This window comes from Mesorhizobium sp. M0051, from assembly GCF_040323235.1.
Lineage (GTDB): Bacteria > Pseudomonadota > Alphaproteobacteria > Rhizobiales > Rhizobiaceae > Mesorhizobium.
The window spans coordinates 103,869-119,179 of sequence record NZ_JAMYUT010000016.1 but is presented as its reverse complement, the minus strand read 5'-3'; the positions used below and the strand labels follow the sequence as shown (position 1 = coordinate 119,179).

15 protein-coding genes are annotated in these 15,311 nt (G+C 63.2%); 13 read left to right on the top strand and 2 right to left on the bottom strand.

Annotated features, from left to right (window positions below):
- Positions 1-3: 3 nt before the first annotated feature.
- Both NKJ90_RS18190 and NKJ90_RS18185 read right to left on the bottom strand, forming a co-directional pair.
- Positions 4-789, bottom strand: a complete 786-nt coding sequence (locus NKJ90_RS18190; RefSeq protein ID WP_023756772.1) for an SDR family NAD(P)-dependent oxidoreductase — start codon at positions 787-789, stop codon at positions 4-6.
- Positions 782-1,540: a FadR/GntR family transcriptional regulator gene (locus tag NKJ90_RS18185; protein WP_023756771.1), complete on the bottom strand. Its 759-nt coding sequence runs from the start codon at positions 1,538-1,540 to the stop codon at positions 782-784. Before NKJ90_RS18185 ends, NKJ90_RS18190 begins: the two co-directional genes overlap by 8 nt.
- A gap of 178 nt (positions 1,541-1,718) precedes the next feature.
- Between NKJ90_RS18185 and uxuA the strand changes: the two genes are divergently transcribed.
- The 13 genes from uxuA (at position 1,719) to NKJ90_RS18120 (ending at position 15,269) form a co-directional block, all read left to right on the top strand.
- On the top strand, positions 1,719-2,903 hold the full coding sequence (uxuA, locus tag NKJ90_RS18180) for a mannonate dehydratase (RefSeq protein ID WP_023756770.1): 1,185 nt from the start codon (positions 1,719-1,721) through the stop codon (positions 2,901-2,903).
- 117 nt (positions 2,904-3,020) lie between these two features.
- Complete coding sequence (locus NKJ90_RS18175; RefSeq protein ID WP_023756769.1) at positions 3,021-4,163, top strand: extracellular solute-binding protein; 1,143 nt, start codon at positions 3,021-3,023, stop codon at positions 4,161-4,163.
- Positions 4,163-5,014 (top strand): IclR family transcriptional regulator, encoded by an 852-nt coding sequence (locus NKJ90_RS18170; RefSeq protein WP_352486437.1) that lies wholly within the window; start codon positions 4,163-4,165, stop codon positions 5,012-5,014. The genes NKJ90_RS18175 and NKJ90_RS18170 overlap by 1 nt, the downstream gene beginning before the upstream one ends.
- A gap of 27 nt (positions 5,015-5,041) precedes the next feature.
- Positions 5,042-6,073, top strand: a complete 1,032-nt coding sequence (locus tag NKJ90_RS18165) for a sugar ABC transporter substrate-binding protein (RefSeq protein WP_023756767.1) — start codon at positions 5,042-5,044, stop codon at positions 6,071-6,073.
- 70 nt (positions 6,074-6,143) lie between these two features.
- Positions 6,144-7,127, top strand: a complete 984-nt coding sequence (locus NKJ90_RS18160; protein ID WP_031259451.1) for an ABC transporter permease — start codon at positions 6,144-6,146, stop codon at positions 7,125-7,127.
- Positions 7,117-8,649 carry a sugar ABC transporter ATP-binding protein gene (locus NKJ90_RS18155; protein WP_023756765.1) on the top strand — a complete coding sequence of 511 codons (1,533 nt, stop codon included), beginning with the start codon at positions 7,117-7,119 and terminating at the stop codon, positions 8,647-8,649. The genes NKJ90_RS18160 and NKJ90_RS18155 overlap by 11 nt, the downstream gene beginning before the upstream one ends.
- A gap of 45 nt (positions 8,650-8,694) precedes the next feature.
- Entirely contained in the window at positions 8,695-9,690 is a 996-nt protein-coding gene (locus tag NKJ90_RS18150) for an ABC transporter permease (protein ID WP_023756764.1), read from the top strand.
- Position 9,691: 1 nt separating this feature from the next.
- Positions 9,692-10,477: an SDR family NAD(P)-dependent oxidoreductase gene (locus tag NKJ90_RS18145; RefSeq protein ID WP_023756763.1), complete on the top strand. Its 786-nt coding sequence runs from the start codon at positions 9,692-9,694 to the stop codon at positions 10,475-10,477.
- Between the two features lie 21 nt (positions 10,478-10,498).
- Positions 10,499-11,704 (top strand): CaiB/BaiF CoA transferase family protein, encoded by a 1,206-nt coding sequence (locus tag NKJ90_RS18140; RefSeq protein WP_023756762.1) that lies wholly within the window; start codon positions 10,499-10,501, stop codon positions 11,702-11,704.
- A gap of 2 nt (positions 11,705-11,706) precedes the next feature.
- Positions 11,707-12,489: an enoyl-CoA hydratase/isomerase family protein gene (locus tag NKJ90_RS18135; RefSeq protein ID WP_023756761.1), complete on the top strand. Its 783-nt coding sequence runs from the start codon at positions 11,707-11,709 to the stop codon at positions 12,487-12,489.
- Entirely contained in the window at positions 12,486-12,638 is a 153-nt protein-coding gene (locus NKJ90_RS18130; protein ID WP_023756760.1) for a hypothetical protein, read from the top strand. Before NKJ90_RS18135 ends, NKJ90_RS18130 begins: the two co-directional genes overlap by 4 nt.
- On the top strand, positions 12,635-14,422 hold the full coding sequence (locus NKJ90_RS18125; protein ID WP_023756759.1) for a CoA-transferase: 1,788 nt from the start codon (positions 12,635-12,637) through the stop codon (positions 14,420-14,422). Before NKJ90_RS18130 ends, NKJ90_RS18125 begins: the two co-directional genes overlap by 4 nt.
- Before the next feature lie 10 nt (positions 14,423-14,432).
- Positions 14,433-15,269 (top strand): SMP-30/gluconolactonase/LRE family protein, encoded by an 837-nt coding sequence (locus tag NKJ90_RS18120; protein WP_023756758.1) that lies wholly within the window; start codon positions 14,433-14,435, stop codon positions 15,267-15,269.
- The last annotated feature ends 42 nt before the right edge of the window (positions 15,270-15,311 follow it).

Genomic DNA, 15,311 nt, shown 5'->3' with positions numbered 1-15,311 from the left:
GCCTTACTTCACGCCGATGCCGGCGGTCAGGCCGCCATCTATTCTGTAGTCCGCGCCGGTGCAGAAGCCGGCCTTCGACGAGCACAGGAAGGCGATCAACTCCGCCACCTCCTCCGGCTCGCCGATACGGCCAAGCGGATGGGCCGCGCCAAAGCGCCGGTAGGCCTCTTCGACATCGGCATCGCTGCCATTGTCGCCGCGTGCGGCCTTCTCGAGTATCGGCGTACGGATCGAGCCTGGGCTGACCGAATTGACCCGGATGCCTGCCGCCGCGTAGTCGAGCGCCAGCGATCGCGTCAGCGTGTGGATGGCGCCCTTGGTCGTGGCATAGGCGGCGACGTCCTGCTGGCAGGCGAAGCCCTGCACCGAAGCGACGTTGACGATGGCGCCGCCGCCACGCTTGATCATTTCCGGGATGCCGAAATGGGCGGTCAGATAGATCGAACCGACATTGACCGCCATCGCCCGGTTCCAGGTCTCCCAGTCGGTCGTCGTCGCCGTTCCGTAGGGATGAACCGCCGCGGAATTGACGATGACGTCGAGGCCGCCAAACCGCTTGACGCCCGCCGCGACCGCGTCGCGAACCTGGTCGGAAACGGAAACGTCCACCGTCTGCACCAGCGCATTCGCTCCGGCTCGGACGAGGCTTTCCTGCATGGCAGCATTGGCTGCCACATCGATACCGCAGGCGACGATCGCAGCACCTCCCTGCGCCAGACGCTTCGCGGTGGCGAGCGCGATGCCGGTCGTGCCGGTGATCAGCGCAACCTTGTTCTCAAAGTCAGACATGATGCAAATCCTTGGAAGGGTCCGGTAGCGCCGGCGAGGTGCGGGCGTTTTCGAGGTCGTCGGGGACGAAGCGCAGGCCGGAATCGAGATGCCGGCTCATCAGGTAGCTGTAGGCGATGCGGTCGCGCGCCCGCAAAGCCGCAATGATCTCGCCATGGGCTTGGCGTGTTTCGCTCAGCACCGGCCGGATCGATTTGCCGACGGTCATGATGTGCAGGATGACCGGCGACAGGAACTGATAGGTCTGCACCAGCATGCGGTTGCCGGCGAGCTTCATCAGCGCCAGGTGGAAATCGAAATCGCGCTGCGCGGCTTCCTGGACATCCTTGCTGGCTTCGATCAGGCCGTTGACTTCGTCCAGGGCGTCGAGTTCGGCGGTGCTCGCATTAAGGACGATATGGTCGCCGATGCCCAACTCGATGATGCGGCGAAACCCCTGTATGTCGTGAAAAGAGGTCCTTGAAATATCCATCTGAGCGGCGAAAAAGTTCTGGATAGCGACATTCTGGCGGTCGGCCAGCACTGCGCCGACACGCGGCTTGGGATCGATCAGTCCGTACGTGCGGATGGTGCGCAGCGCCTCGCGTATCGTGTTGCGGCTGGCGCCGAACAGCTCGCCAAGTTCCCGCTCCGTGGGCAGCACGTCGCCCACGGACATGGCGCGGTTTCGAATGAGGTCGAGGATCTGCCGCACCGTCTGGTCGACCGCCGAACTGCTGGCCCCGGCATCGTCCGCCACTTCTTGATCCAAGGCTTTGTTCCTTCTTATTTGTTGGACCAAGGCTAGGCTGAAACGGATGGGAAATCAATCGGCACCCGGCGAAAGGTCGAAAAAGGATCCCGCCATCGGTTGATTCAAGAAGAATTCAGCGTGTTGACAGGTGTGTGGTCCAACAATAATGTCGCCCACCTGACATTGAGGAGGCTTCATGGAACAGTGCTGGCGTTGGTATGGACCGAACGACCCGGTAACACTCGATCATGTCAAGCAGGCGGGCGCGACCGGCATCGTATCGGCCTTGCACGACATCTATGATGGCCGCGCCTGGCCGCTTGAGAGCATTCTGGAGCGCAAGCGGATCATCGAGGCCGCTGACCTGACATGGTCGGTTGTCGAGAGCATCCCGGTCCATAATTCGTTCAAGATCGGCGCACCGGAACGCGAGCGTTACGCCGGCTATTATCGTGACACGATCCGCGCGCTTGCCAAGGCCGGCATCGCGACGGTCTGCTACAATTTCATGCCCGTGGTCGACTGGACCCGCACCGACCTGGCCTATCGGCTGCCGACGACCGGTTATGCGCTGCGTTTCGACGCGATCGATTTCGCGGCCTACGACCTGTTCGTGCTGAAGCGCAGCAATGCCGAGGCCGGGTACAGTGCCGCCCGCATCGCCGAGGCGGAAGCGCGGCTGAAGGAACTGAGCAGCGAGGCGATCGACAGGATCGAGCGCAACCTGATCGCCGGCCTGCCGGCGACCGAGCGCAGCTACAACAGGGACAGTTTTCGCGAGGCCCTAGCGGAATACGATGCGATCGGGCCGAAGGAATTGCGCGACAACCTTGCCTGGTTCCTGCGCGAGATCATACCGGTCGCCGAAGAGGAGGGGGTGCGCATGTGCATCCATCCCGACGACCCGCCCTTCTCGCTCTATGGCCTGCCCCGCATCGTGTCGACCGCCGAGGATGCGCGTTTCATCCTCAACGCCGTCGACAGCCCCGCCAATGGTCTGACGTTCTGCACCGGCTCCTACGGCACGCGCGCCGACAACGACATCGTCGCCATGGTCAAGGAATTCGCTGATCGCATCCATTTCGTCCATCTGCGCAACATCACCATCGAGGATGACGGCTCGTTCTATGAGGCCGAGCATCTCGAGGGCGGCACCGACATGGCGCATGTCATCCTCGCTCTGATGCAGGAAGAGGCGCGGCGCCGCAACGAGGGCCGCGCCGACTGGCGCATTCCGATGCGGCCGGACCACGGCCACCTGCTCGCCGACGATATCGGCAAGACCAGGATCAATCCCGGCTATTCGCTGATCGGCCGGCTGAAAGGCCTCGCCGAGCTGCGTGGCATCATGCGCGCCGTCGAGCGGTTCGGACTGGCTTGAAGCTGTCAGGAGGCGAACTGCCCTTTGCATATGTAAAAGTTACTTGTCTATGTGAAAATACCTGCTACGACTGCGGGCCGGGCGGACATGCTCGGTTCCAGGGAGGAATTGCCTGAGATGACAAGACTGCGCGGTCTTGCGTGGGATCATCGACGTTGCTGGGGTCCGCTCGACGCCAGCGTGGCGCCGTATTGCGCTGGCAATCCAGGCCTTGAAATCGAATGGGACCGCCGCAGCCTCTATGAATTCGGCGAGGGTGCCCTCGGGCCGGTGCTCGGCACTTACGATCTGGTCGTGTTCGACCACCCCTTCATCGGAGACATCGCGGAGGATGAGCTGATGGTGCCGTTCGACGCCTATTTGTCGGCCGAACAAATCCGTTTCTTCGAACACGATTCGGTCGGTGCGTCCTGGCGTTCCTACGCAAGAAACGGACGCCAATGGGCGTTGCCCATCGATGCCGCTTGTCAGGTCGCGTCCTATCGCCCGGATCTCCTGGAGCGTTACGGGCTGGTGCCGCGCACACATGACGAGGTGGTCGAGCTTGGTCGGCGCGCCCGCAAGAACGGCAAGTGGCTCGGCCTGCCGTCGGTCCCGACGGATGCCATGTGCATGCTTCTGACGCTTGGCCGCCCACAGGAGAACGGTGAACAATTCATTGCCAGGGAGATGGTCGAGCAGGCTGTCGCTCAATTGCGAGAGCTCGCGGCGCTGTCGCATCCGAACTCAGCAAAATGGAACCCGATACGCTGCTGTGACCACATGATCGCGCATGACGACGTGGTCTATGTGCCTTTCGCATTCGGCTATGTGAACTATGCCTCCAGGACCGACAGGCCATGTCTGCGTTTTGCCGACGTGCCGACGCCGCGTTCTGCCGGAGCCTTGCTCGGCGGTGCCGGTATCGGCGTCAGCGCCCGGTCGAAACACAAGCAGGCCGCGATCGACTACTCGGTGTTCCTGTGTTCGCCCGAGTACCAGCGCGGCGACTATGTGAAGTCGGGCGGACAGCCGGGATCGCTGGCGGCCTGGAAAGATGTCGAGGTCAATCATCTCTGCGGCAATTTCTTCAACTCGACGCTTGCGACGATCAGCTCGTCCTATCTGCGTCCGACGCATCCTGGCTTCATCGGCTTCTTCCGCGAATGCGCGCCGCATGCGGCCGCCGCCATCGCCGGCGACATTTCGGCGGCCGAACTAGCAGACCATGTGAATCGCCTCTACCGCGAAACCAGGCAACCGGAACGGAGCATTGCGTGATGGCCGCCAGTATTGCCGAGACGCTCGACGACAGCGAAAGCGGCCGCAACGGCTATCGTGTGCCTGCGGTAGACAAGGCGCTCGACGTCCTTGAGTTCATGGCAGCCAGCGCCGAAACGCTGACCCAGACCGAGATCGCGGCCGGCCTCGGACGCTCCATTCACGAAATCTACCGCATCCTGCTCCTGCTGGAAAAGCGCGGCTATATCTTTCGCACGCAGTCCGACCGCTTCCGCCTGTCGCTGAAGCTGTTCGAATTGGCGCACATGCACCCGCCGGTGAACCGGCTGGTCGAATGCGCGCTGCCGGTGATGCGCGAGCTGACCGCCAATGCCGATCAGAGTTGCCACCTCGTGGTGCGCGAAGGCCAGAACGCGCTGGTGGTGCTGCAGATCGATTCACCACTGCCGATGCGCTACTCGGTTGCCTTGGGCTCGCATTTCCCGATCCTCGAAACCAGTTCAGGCGCGGTCTTGCTCGCCCATTCGAACCGGGCCGAGCGCGACCGCATTGTCGATCGCATCGTGACCGCCGGCGAAGGACAGGGCACGCGGGCCGAAATCGAAGCACGGCTGAACGAGGTGGCTAGGCTCGGCTACGAGATGCGTGCCTCGTTGGCCGTCGAAGCCTGCACCAACATCTCCATGCCGGTGCGCGATCACACCGGCGCCGTCATCGCCGCACTCACGGTCCCGCTGCTGCCGCAGAAGGCCGCACGGTTCGACCGGCAAACCATCTTCGAACGCACCCGGGCAGCCGCCGAGAAGATATCGGCGGAGCTCGGCTGGGGGGAATCCAACTCTTCGTTACGTGCCGACCCGGAACGGCGGGGCTATCCGTTCAGCGATTAACAAAAGCGATAAACCTGGGAGAAGAAAATGCACTGGTCCAAGTCAATCCTGTTTGCATCCGCGGCCGTGCTGGCCATGGGCGCGGCGGCCGCACATGCCGAGAACATGCCGAAGCGCATCGGCTACGTCACCAATTACGCCACCCATGAATGGTACCAGAACGTCATCAAAGGCATGAAGGCTCACGGGAAGGAACTCGGCATCGAGGTCGAGGTGCAGGACGCCAACCTCGACATATCCAAGCAGGTCGCTGCAGCCGAAGACTTCATCGCCAAGGGCGTCGATGTGCTGATCATCACGCCGGTGAATGAAGAAGGTGTGGTACCGCTGCTGCGCCAGGCCAAAGCCGCCAACATTCCTGTGGTGCTCGAGGGCAATCCGGTCAAGGGCATGACCACGATGGTCGCCATCTGCGACTATGACACTGGCTATTTTTCCGGCGTCGAAGCCGGCAAATATGCCAAGGAAAAGCTCGGCGGCGTTGCCAAGGTGATGAATGTCGGCCTGCCGCTGCTCTCCGCCACGGTGCTGCGCTCGCACGGCTTCATGGACGGGCTGAAGACCGTCATCCCTGACGCGGTCATGGTCCACGACCTTGACGGCGGCGGCAATCCCGACCGAGCGCTCGAAGTGTCTTCGGCGGCACTCGCCAAGAACGCCGACATCAACATCATCTACGGCATCAACGATTCGTCGTCGCTGGGCGGCCTGCAGGCCTGGAAGGCGGCCGGCAAGTCGCAGGATGGCCTGTTGACCGTCGGCACCGGCGGCGAGGGGCTTGCCTTCATCAACGCGATGCAGAACGAGCCGTCGTATCGCATCGAGGCCGCGATGTTCCCGGAAAAGGAAGGCTTCACGGCAATCGATGCTGCGGTCAAGCTCTTCAACAACGAGGAAGTGCCGGAGCATATCGTCAGCCCGACCGCACCAATGAACGGCGAGGATTGGAAGAAGTTCTATGATTACGACGGCACCACCCGCACCATCAAATGGGATGCCGTCAACGCACTGCAGCCGCCGGCAAAGTGCATGAAGACCTCCGCCGACCTGAAGAAATAAAGCTGGCTGACTTTGCCCTTCCCGCAGTGCGGGAAGGGCGCCTGAACCATAGCGGCCCGAATGGATTGAGATGAGCGAGCTTACACACGCCTCCGCGCCGAAGCGCTTTGTCGGCGGACAGCTGCTGGGCAGCAGCCAGCTTGTGCTGGGTGTCATCCTGGCGGTGCTGTGCATCGCCATCTCGATCGCGGCGCCGCAATTCTATTCGGAGGCCAACATCATCGCCATTCTGCGCCAATGCGCGCTGGTGCTGATCGTTGCCTCGGGCATGACCATGCTCATCATCACCGCCGAGGTCGATCTGTCGGTCGGCGCGTCACTCGCCTTCGTCGGCTGCATCGGCATGGCGGTGCTCAATTCTACCCATAGCCTCACGCTCGGCTTGCTGGCGGCCCTTGCCTTTGCCGGCGGGGTCGGCCTGTTCAATGGGCTGGTCGTCACCAGGCTCCGGGTCAACTCGCTGATCGCCACCATCGGCACGATGATGATGCTGCAAGGCGGCGTCTATCTGTTCACGCGCGAGGCGGTGCAGAACCACAACCAGCTCGCGAGCTTCACCGATCTCGGCGCCGGCTATGTCGGCGCGGTGCCGGTCCCCGTCATTCTGGCGGCGCTGATCTTCGTGGTCGCCTATGTGACGCTGCGTTTCACCACGCTCGGCCGCTACCTCTATGCGGTTGGCGCCAATGAAAAGGCGGTGCGCCTGTCCGGCCTTCGGTCCGAGCGCCTCAAGCTGTTTGCCTTCGTCCTCACCGGGCTCTGCGTCGGCGTTGCCGGCATGATCCTGTCGTCGCTGATGAATGCCGGCCAGCCGACCGCCGGCCGAGGCTTCGAACTGACGGTCATTGCTGCCGTCATCCTGGGCGGCACCAGCCTGCTCGGCGGCCGTGGATCGCTGTTCGGCACCTTGCTCGGCGTGCTGGTGCTGAAGGTGATCGACAACGGCATCATCATTCTCGGCTGGAACCAGGACCTGCAGATGGTGGTGCCGGGCGTCGTCATCATCCTCGCAACCTATCTCGACATCATCCGGAACAAAGCCAATGTCCGTTGATTTCCTTCACCCTGGCGAAGGCGGGGCCATCGACACCAGTGTGCCGGCGCTCGAACTGCGCGGCATCGACAAGCGCTTCCCCGGCGTCGTGGCGCTCGACAATGTCGACTTCAGCCTGGAGCCCGGCAAGATCCATGCCTTGATGGGCGAGAACGGCGCCGGCAAGTCGACGCTGATCAAGATCATGGCTGGTGTCTACGGCAAGGATGCCGGCACCATCCGCATGCGCGGGCACGAGGTCGACATCAAGTCGCCGCGCGACAGCTTGAAGGAAGGCATCAAGGTCGTGTTTCAGGAGATCGCGCTGATCTCCGAATTCACCGTTGCCGAGAACATCTTCCTGGAAGGCTATCCGACCGGCAGAGCCGGCTCGATCGACTGGAAGAAGATTCGCGCCGATTCCGCCGCACTGTTCAACCGCATCGGCTTCAACGTCGATCCGGCGGCACGCACGGGATCGCTGCCGGTCAGCCAGCAGCAGATGGTCGAGATCGCGCGTGCGCTCGCCCATGAAGCCCGCGTCGTGGTGATGGACGAACCGACGTCCTCGCTGACGCCGAACGAGGTTTCGCTACTGTTCACAGTCATCCGCCGGCTGGCCAGCCTTGGCATCGCGGTGGTCTATGTCAGCCACAAGCTCGACGAGGTTTTCGAGATCGCCGACACGGTGACCGTGCTGCGTGATGGGCGCCACATCTCGACCAGGCCGATCGGCGAGCACACCAACGACACGCTGATCCAGGACATGATCGGTCGGCGCATCGACAATCTGTTTCCCCGCCAGCGTGGCCCGGCCGGCAGCAGGGTTGCCTTGTCGGTGGAGAACCTCAGCACGGCGAAGAAGCTGTCCGACGTCTCCTTCGAGGCGCGAGCCGGCGAGGTGCTCGGCTTCTTCGGCTTGATGGGCGCGGGCCGCACCGAACTCGCCAAGGCGATCGTCGGCTATGACCCGATCACCGCGGGTACGATCACCGTCGACGGCAGCCGGCTCGTGCCGCACGATACGCGCACCGGCGTCAAGCTCGGCATCGGCCTGCTCACCGAGGACCGCAAGAGCGAAGGGCTGATGGGCGAACTGCCTGTCTACCAGAATGCAAGCCTGGCCTCGCTCGGTGCTTTCGCCCGCCTGGGGTTCGTCGACAAGGCGAAGGAACACAAGGCGGTGCAGGACTATGTCGACCGTTTCCGCATCAAGACGCCCAGCCTGTTCCAGCAGGTGAAGAACCTGTCGGGCGGCAATCAGCAGAAAGTGCTGATCGCGCGTTGGCTGATGCGGGGCCTGAAAGTGATCGTCGTCGACGAGCCGACGCGCGGCATCGATGTCGGTGCCAAGTCGGAAATCTTCGCGCTGATCGACCGGCTCGCCGGCGAAGGCCTGGCGGTGGTCATGATGACGTCCGAGATGCCGGAGCTGCTCGGACTTGCGGATCGGATCGCGGTGATGTGCGAAGGCCGCCTGACCGTGATCATGTCGCGCGAGGAAGCCACACAGGAGAAGATCCTCAATGCGGCGATCGGGTAAGATGACGACATCAAGCGATCAGCCCCACCTCGAAGGGAGCACGCGATGAGCTTTGCAGCCACGGCCCCCGCAAAGGCCCAACCATCCATGCTGGTGCGTCTCGTTGCCCGACAGGAACTGGCACTGCTTGTCTGCCTTATCCTGGTTCTGGCGTTCTTTTCCTTCACGGTCGAGAATTTCTTCTCCGTGCGCAATTTGACCAACGTGCTTGGCCAGGCGTCGCTGCCGCTGATCGCCGGCATTGGCTGTGCCATCGTGTTCATTTCCGGCGAGGTCGACATCTCGATCGGCTCGCTGGTCGCGACCATTGCCCTGCCGCTGATCATCATCATGAACGACACCAACTCGCTGTGGCTCGGCATCGGTGGCGCGCTGCTGTTCGGCCTGATCATCGGCGTGGTGAACGGCTATCTCACCGCTTATGCCGGCATCAACTCGCTGATCGTGACTTTGGGCACGATGTTCATCATGCGCGGCGGTGTCTATCTTTATACCGGCCAGCGCGCCATCCCGGACGATGCCAGCCTCGACAGCTTTATCGCTCTGTCGGATGGCCGCCTGTTCAACACCATCCCCTATTCGGCTGTCATCGCCATCGTCCTGCTCGGCGCCTTCGCCTACATGATGCAGCATCGGCCGTTCGGGCGGCAGATCTATGCCGTCGGCGGCAATCAGGAAGTGGCGCGGCTGGCTGGCTATGATGTGCGGCGCGTCAAGTTCATCTGCTTCATCATCAGCTCACTGCTGGCGACGGTCGCGGGCATTATTCTCGCCGCGCGCGTCGGCTCGGCGCAGCATACGGCGGGGCTCAATTTCGAATTCCAGGTCGTTGCCGCGACAGTGCTCGGTGGGGTCAGCCTTGCCGGCGGCATCGGCAGCCTGACCGGCATGGCGCTGGGCGTGCTGATCCTGCAGTTCCTGTCCAACGGCCTGCGCGGGCTCGGCCTGCCGACCGAATGGCAGCTGGTCATCACCGGCATGATCATCATCGCCGCGGTCGCCTTCGACGAGGCGAAACGCCGGCGCGCGAATGGAGGCTGACATGGCCCGTCTCGAAGGGAAAACCGCCGTCATCACCGGTGCTGCCGACGGCATCGGGCACGCGATCGCTGAAGCGATGGCGCGCGAAGGCGCGCATGTTTTCCTCGGCGACATAGCCGACGGCGCGGGCGAGGAATTCGCGACCGCACTTCGCGCCGCCGGCCGTCAGGCCGATTACGTGCATTGCGACGTCTCTCAAGGGGCCGACATTGCCGGCCTCATCGACAGCGCCGTCAAGAAGACCGGGCACCTCGACATCCTGGTCAACAATGCCGCCATCGCCATTGGCGGCATGCCGGTGCACGAGATGACCGATGAGCAGTGGCACCGGCTGATCGCGGTCAACCTGACCAGCGTGTTTCACGGCTGCAAATACGCGCTGCCGCACATGATCGCGCAGAAGTCCGGCTCGATCATCAACATGGCCTCCGCACAGGGGCACATCGGGCTTGATGGCTGGACCGCCTATGCCGGTGCCAAGGGCGCGGTGATGGCGATGACGCGCCAAATGGCAGTCGAGTTCGGCCCCGTGAACATCCGCGTCAATTCGATCTCGCCGGGCACCATCAACACGCCGATGAACGACAGACTGATCAAGGAGATCGGCGGCAACTTGGCCAAGGCTTGGGTCAAGATGCATCCGCTCGGCCGCATAGGCGAACCTTCCGAAGTGGCCGAAGCCGCCGTCTATCTCGCCTCCGATGCCGCGGGCTTCACCACCGGCACCGATTTGCGTGTGGATGGCGGACTGACCGCCGCACCGCGCTATGTTCCCGAACTGCTTTGAAAACACGAAACGAGATTTGAAATGAACAAGGCCCTCGAAGGCGTCCGCATCCTCGATTTCAGCCATTTGCTGCAGGGGCCGTTCGCCACACAGCTGCTCGGCGACATGGGCGCCGACGTCGTCAAGGTCGAGCGTGCCGGCGCCGGCGACATGTTCCGTGGCATGACCTTCTTCGCCAAATGGGTGGGCGGCTCCGAGAGCCCGAATTTCCTCGCCTGGAACCGCAACAAGCGCTCGATCGCGCTCAACCTGAAGAGCCGCAAGGTGCACGCCATCCTCATGGAGATGGCCAAGACCGCCGACGTGGTGGTGCAGAATTTCCGCCCCGGCGTGCTGGCCAAGCTCGGCTATGGCTATGAGGACTTTAGGGCTGTCAACCCGCGCATCATCTATTGTTCGGGTTCAGGCTATGGCGAGGAAGGACCCTATGTCGAGCGCCCCGGCCAGGACATGCTGATCCAGGGGCTAGCCGGGTTGATTGCCAACACCGGCCGCGGCGACCAGGCGCCGGTCCCGGCCGGCGCCGGGCTCGCCGACCAGATCGGCGCCATGAACATGGTCTACGGCATCCTGTCGGCGCTTTACTATCGCGAGAAGACCGGCAGAGGTCAGAGGATCGAGGTCAATCTGCTGGCCGGCCTGCTGGCGCATCTCAATCAGGAATATGTCGCCGTGCTCAACCTCGGCGAGGACTTTGTCCGGCCCAATTCCGGCATCGGCCATCCCGGCATGCAGGCGCCGTTCGGCATCTACGAGGCGAAGGACGGCGGCTACATTTCGATCGCTATGAGCCCGTTCAAGACGCTGTACGAGGTGCTGGAGGCGCCGCAGCTTGCCGTCTATGACGACCTCAAGACCTTGTTCGACAAGCGCGACGAGGTGTTCGAGAAGGTCAATGCGGAGACGAAGAAATTCGCCACGCAGGATCTGCTGGCACGGCTGCTGGCGGTAGACGTCTGGTGCGCCGAGGTGAAGGATATCCGCCGCGCGGCCGAAGACCCGCAGGTCAAGCATATGGGCATGATCACCAGCTATGATCATCCGCGCGGCGGCAAGGTGCGGGTGGTGGCACCCGCGGTCAAGATGAGCGAGACGCCCGCGACCATCGAGCGGCCGGCGCCACTGGTCGGCCAGCATGGCCGCGAGATCCTGGCCGAGTTCGGCCTTTCCAACGAGGAAATCGCAGCACTGGAGGCGTCCGGCGACATGACCGTGGACGCGGCCTGACGATGCGCTTCTACCGGACACTCACGGTCGAAATTTCTGGCTGTGTCGCGGTCGTCACCTTCCGCCGCGCCGACCAGCTCAACGCCATGAATCGGATCATGCAAGGTGAGATCACCGACGCGTTCGAGGCGCTGTCCAGCGATGCGGGCGTGGGAGCGATCGTGGTGACCGGCGAAGGTCGCGGCTTCATGGCCGGCGCCGATATCAAGGAATACGCCGCGCAGACCGCCGCCGAGTTCGACACGTTCCAGGCTGCCGGCATGCGCATGTACGCGGCGATCGAGAACAACCGCAAACCGGTGATCGCGGCGGTCAACGGCTTTGCCCTCGGCGGCGGCATGGAACTGGTGCTGTGCTGCGACATCGTGATCGCCAACCAGTTCGCGAAGCTCGGTCTGCCGGAGATTAAGCTCGGGCTGGTTCCCGGCGGCGGCGGCACGCAACGTAGCGTCGCCAAGCTCGGCCGCAACCGTGCCAACCTTCTGCTGATGACCGGCGCCATCGTACCGGCCTCTGAATTCGTCGCTGCCGGCCTTGTCAACGAGGTCGTCGATGTCGACAGGCTGATGCCGCGCGCGCTGGAATTGGCTGAGATAATTGCCGCCGAGCCAGCCGCCGCGATCGAAGGGTTGAAGGCGCTGACGTTGCATGCCGTTTCGGGCGACCTGGCCTCAGGCCTCGCCATGGAGCGCGGCATATTGGGCGACCTCTATCGCAGCGAGATCGGCCAGCAGCGGGTCAAGGAGTTCGCCGACAGGAGCACTACAAAGAAGGCTGGGCCGTGAAGACCTGCGCGCTGACCGTCCAGCGGCTAGGCACGATGCTTGCGCTGGCCGGCAATCCCATGGCCCAATCCGGCGTTGCGACGGCGCTGGAATTCTCAACCGAAAAGCCGTTTGTGACCCGCTACCGCATCGAGGCGTCCGCGCTGTGAATGATCGTGCCGCAATGTCCCTGGTCAAGTCGAACCGGCCGCGCTTCACTGATATCGAAGGGCTGGCCGCGATGGTCCGACAAGGCGACTCGCTTGGCGTCGGCGGTCACCATTTCGCTCGGTTGCCGATTGCATTGCTGCGCGCGATAGCCCAGTCGGGCGTCAAGGATTTGCGTTACGTCTGCTGGGCCGGCGGCTTGCCGCTCGAACTGCTGCTCGAAGCGGGTGCGGCGGCGGAAATCGACCTCTGCTTTTCCAGCCTCGATATTTTCGGCCTGCCACCAAGATTCCGTGCCGCCGCCGAAAGCGAGGCGATACCGGTTCGCGATTGGACGGCTCTGGCCATGATCCAGGCGCTGCGGGCGGCACAGCAGAATCTGCCGTCCATGCCGTTCCAGCTTCCGGAAGGGTCGGACATGCTGTCGCGTTTGCCGGGTGCGAGCGCCATGCCCGATCCGATTGCCGGAACAGATATGGGATTTATCCCGCCGCTGAGGCTCGATGCGTTTGTCGTCCACGCACAGCGGGCGGATGAAAACGGCAATGTTCAGGTCATCGGCCCGCGCGCATTGGACTTCGCGATGGCGGGCGCGGCGCGCAAGGTGCTGGTCACGGTCGAGGAAATCGTCCCGGTCGGGGCGCTGCGGCAAGACGGGCGCCAGAGCGTGTTGACCCGCAACCAGGTTTCGGCCATAGCGCTTATGCCGGGCGGTGCCTGGCCGGCCTCGTGCCTGCCATTCTATGTCACCGATTATCAGGCACTGTCGCAGGCATTGGCGGCCCGGGAAACGCCCTTGGCGGACAGTCTGCGGCTGCCCTCCGATGGCGTGCCGAAGCCGCTGCAAAGGGCTGCGAAGGTTCGCGCCAAAACGGCCCTCGCAATGCCGGCGCTCGCTCATGATGCGGAGAAAGCATCCATCGACGAGATCATTGCCGCCCGCATCGCCGCCGAACTCGACAATGAGAGTTTTGCCAGCGCCGGCGCTGTCTCGCCGCTGGCCAACGTCGCCTACCGGTTGGCCAAGGCGACGCATGCGCCCGACATGATCATCGCGACGATGAGCTGCGGCCATCTCGACATAGCGCCGAGCCCGATGATCCTGTCGCTGATCGAAAGCCTTGATTGCGAGACGGCGGTGACGCATGCCGGCGGCGACGACACTTACTCGACTTACTATCAGGCAGGTGCGGTGACGCATGAGATCGTTGGCGCGGCGCAGGTCGACCGACGCGGCCGCGTCAACACCATCGCGCTGCGCAAACCGAGCGGCGGCCTGATACGGTTGCCAGGGCAAGGCGGCATGGCCGATGTCGCCAACATGCACCGCGACTATTTGCTCTACATTCCTCGGCATTCGGTCCAGTCGCTGGTGGATGAGGTGGAGATCGTGAGTTCCGCCCGCGGGCTGCTGACACCGGAGGAGCGAGAGCCGATGGGCTATCGCACCGGCCAGGCGCTGGTGTTCACCGATCTCTGCGTCTTTCGGCTCGACCGGACATCCCGGGAATTGATCGTCATCGAGACCATGCCCGGCGTCATGCAGCAGCAGATCCGCGACGCCACCGGGTTTGCGGTGACCTTCGACGCCGATTGCCGGGAGGTTCCGCTGCCTTCCAGCGATGCGCTCGCTGTTCTGCGCAATCGCATCGACCCGCTCGGCCTGCGGCGCCTCGAATTTGTCAGCGCCAAGGAGCGCGGCGCGCTGATCGCCGAGATACTCTCCGCCGACCGCGCGATGGTCGAGCTCTGCATCGCCGCACAGAAATCGCACATCGCAAGCTGAGGAGCGCTCGATGGCAAAACCATTGCTCGATATGTCCGCCGCGCGCGTCTTCTTCGATGGCATCTTCACCAGCCCTCGCGTCGCGCACCCGGAGGGCGTGGCCGTCCACCGTGACGGGTCGATCTGGTGCGGCACCGAAACCGGCGACCTCCTGCGGCTTGCCGCCGACGGCGGCTCGGTTGAGCGCATGGGCGGCACGGACGGTTTCCTTCTTGGCATTGCTTTCGACAGCATGGGGAACTGCTTCGCCTGTGACCTGAAGCACGCGGCGATCTTTCGTTGGGATGCCGCGACAGCGCGCATGGAGCGCTTCGCGTCGTCCGGCATCCGCGTGCCGAATTATCCCATCGTCGACGAGGCGAGGGGCTGGCTCTATGTGTCGGACAGCGTCGGCGAGGACAATCGTTCCGGCATCTTCCGCTACGATCTCGAAACGGGCGAAGGCCGTCTGTGGTGCCAGGAGGCGATGTCCTTCGCCAATGGCATGGCCATGGCGCCGGAGGGGAGCGGGATTTATGTGGTTGAAAGCAATGCCTCGTGTGTCAGCCATGTGCCGATCCTTGCCGACGGTGAGGCTGGGCCGAAGCAGGTCGTCATCGAGGGCGTGCATAACGTCCCGGATGGCCTAGCCTTCGCTCCGGACGGATCGCTGTTCATCTCGTGTTACGAGCCCAGCCGGATCTATTGCTGGTCCAACGATCGGGGGCTCGAAGTGCTGATCGAGGATCCGGCGGCAACCACGCTGGCGCATCCCACCAATATCGCCTTCAAGGGTAACAAACTCTACACCGCCAATCTCGGCCGCTGGCACATTACCGAGATCGATTTGACCTTGGGCAGTCGATAAGCCGACGACCGCCGCCCAGTCTGGGCTTCAGCTTCTCTTCTG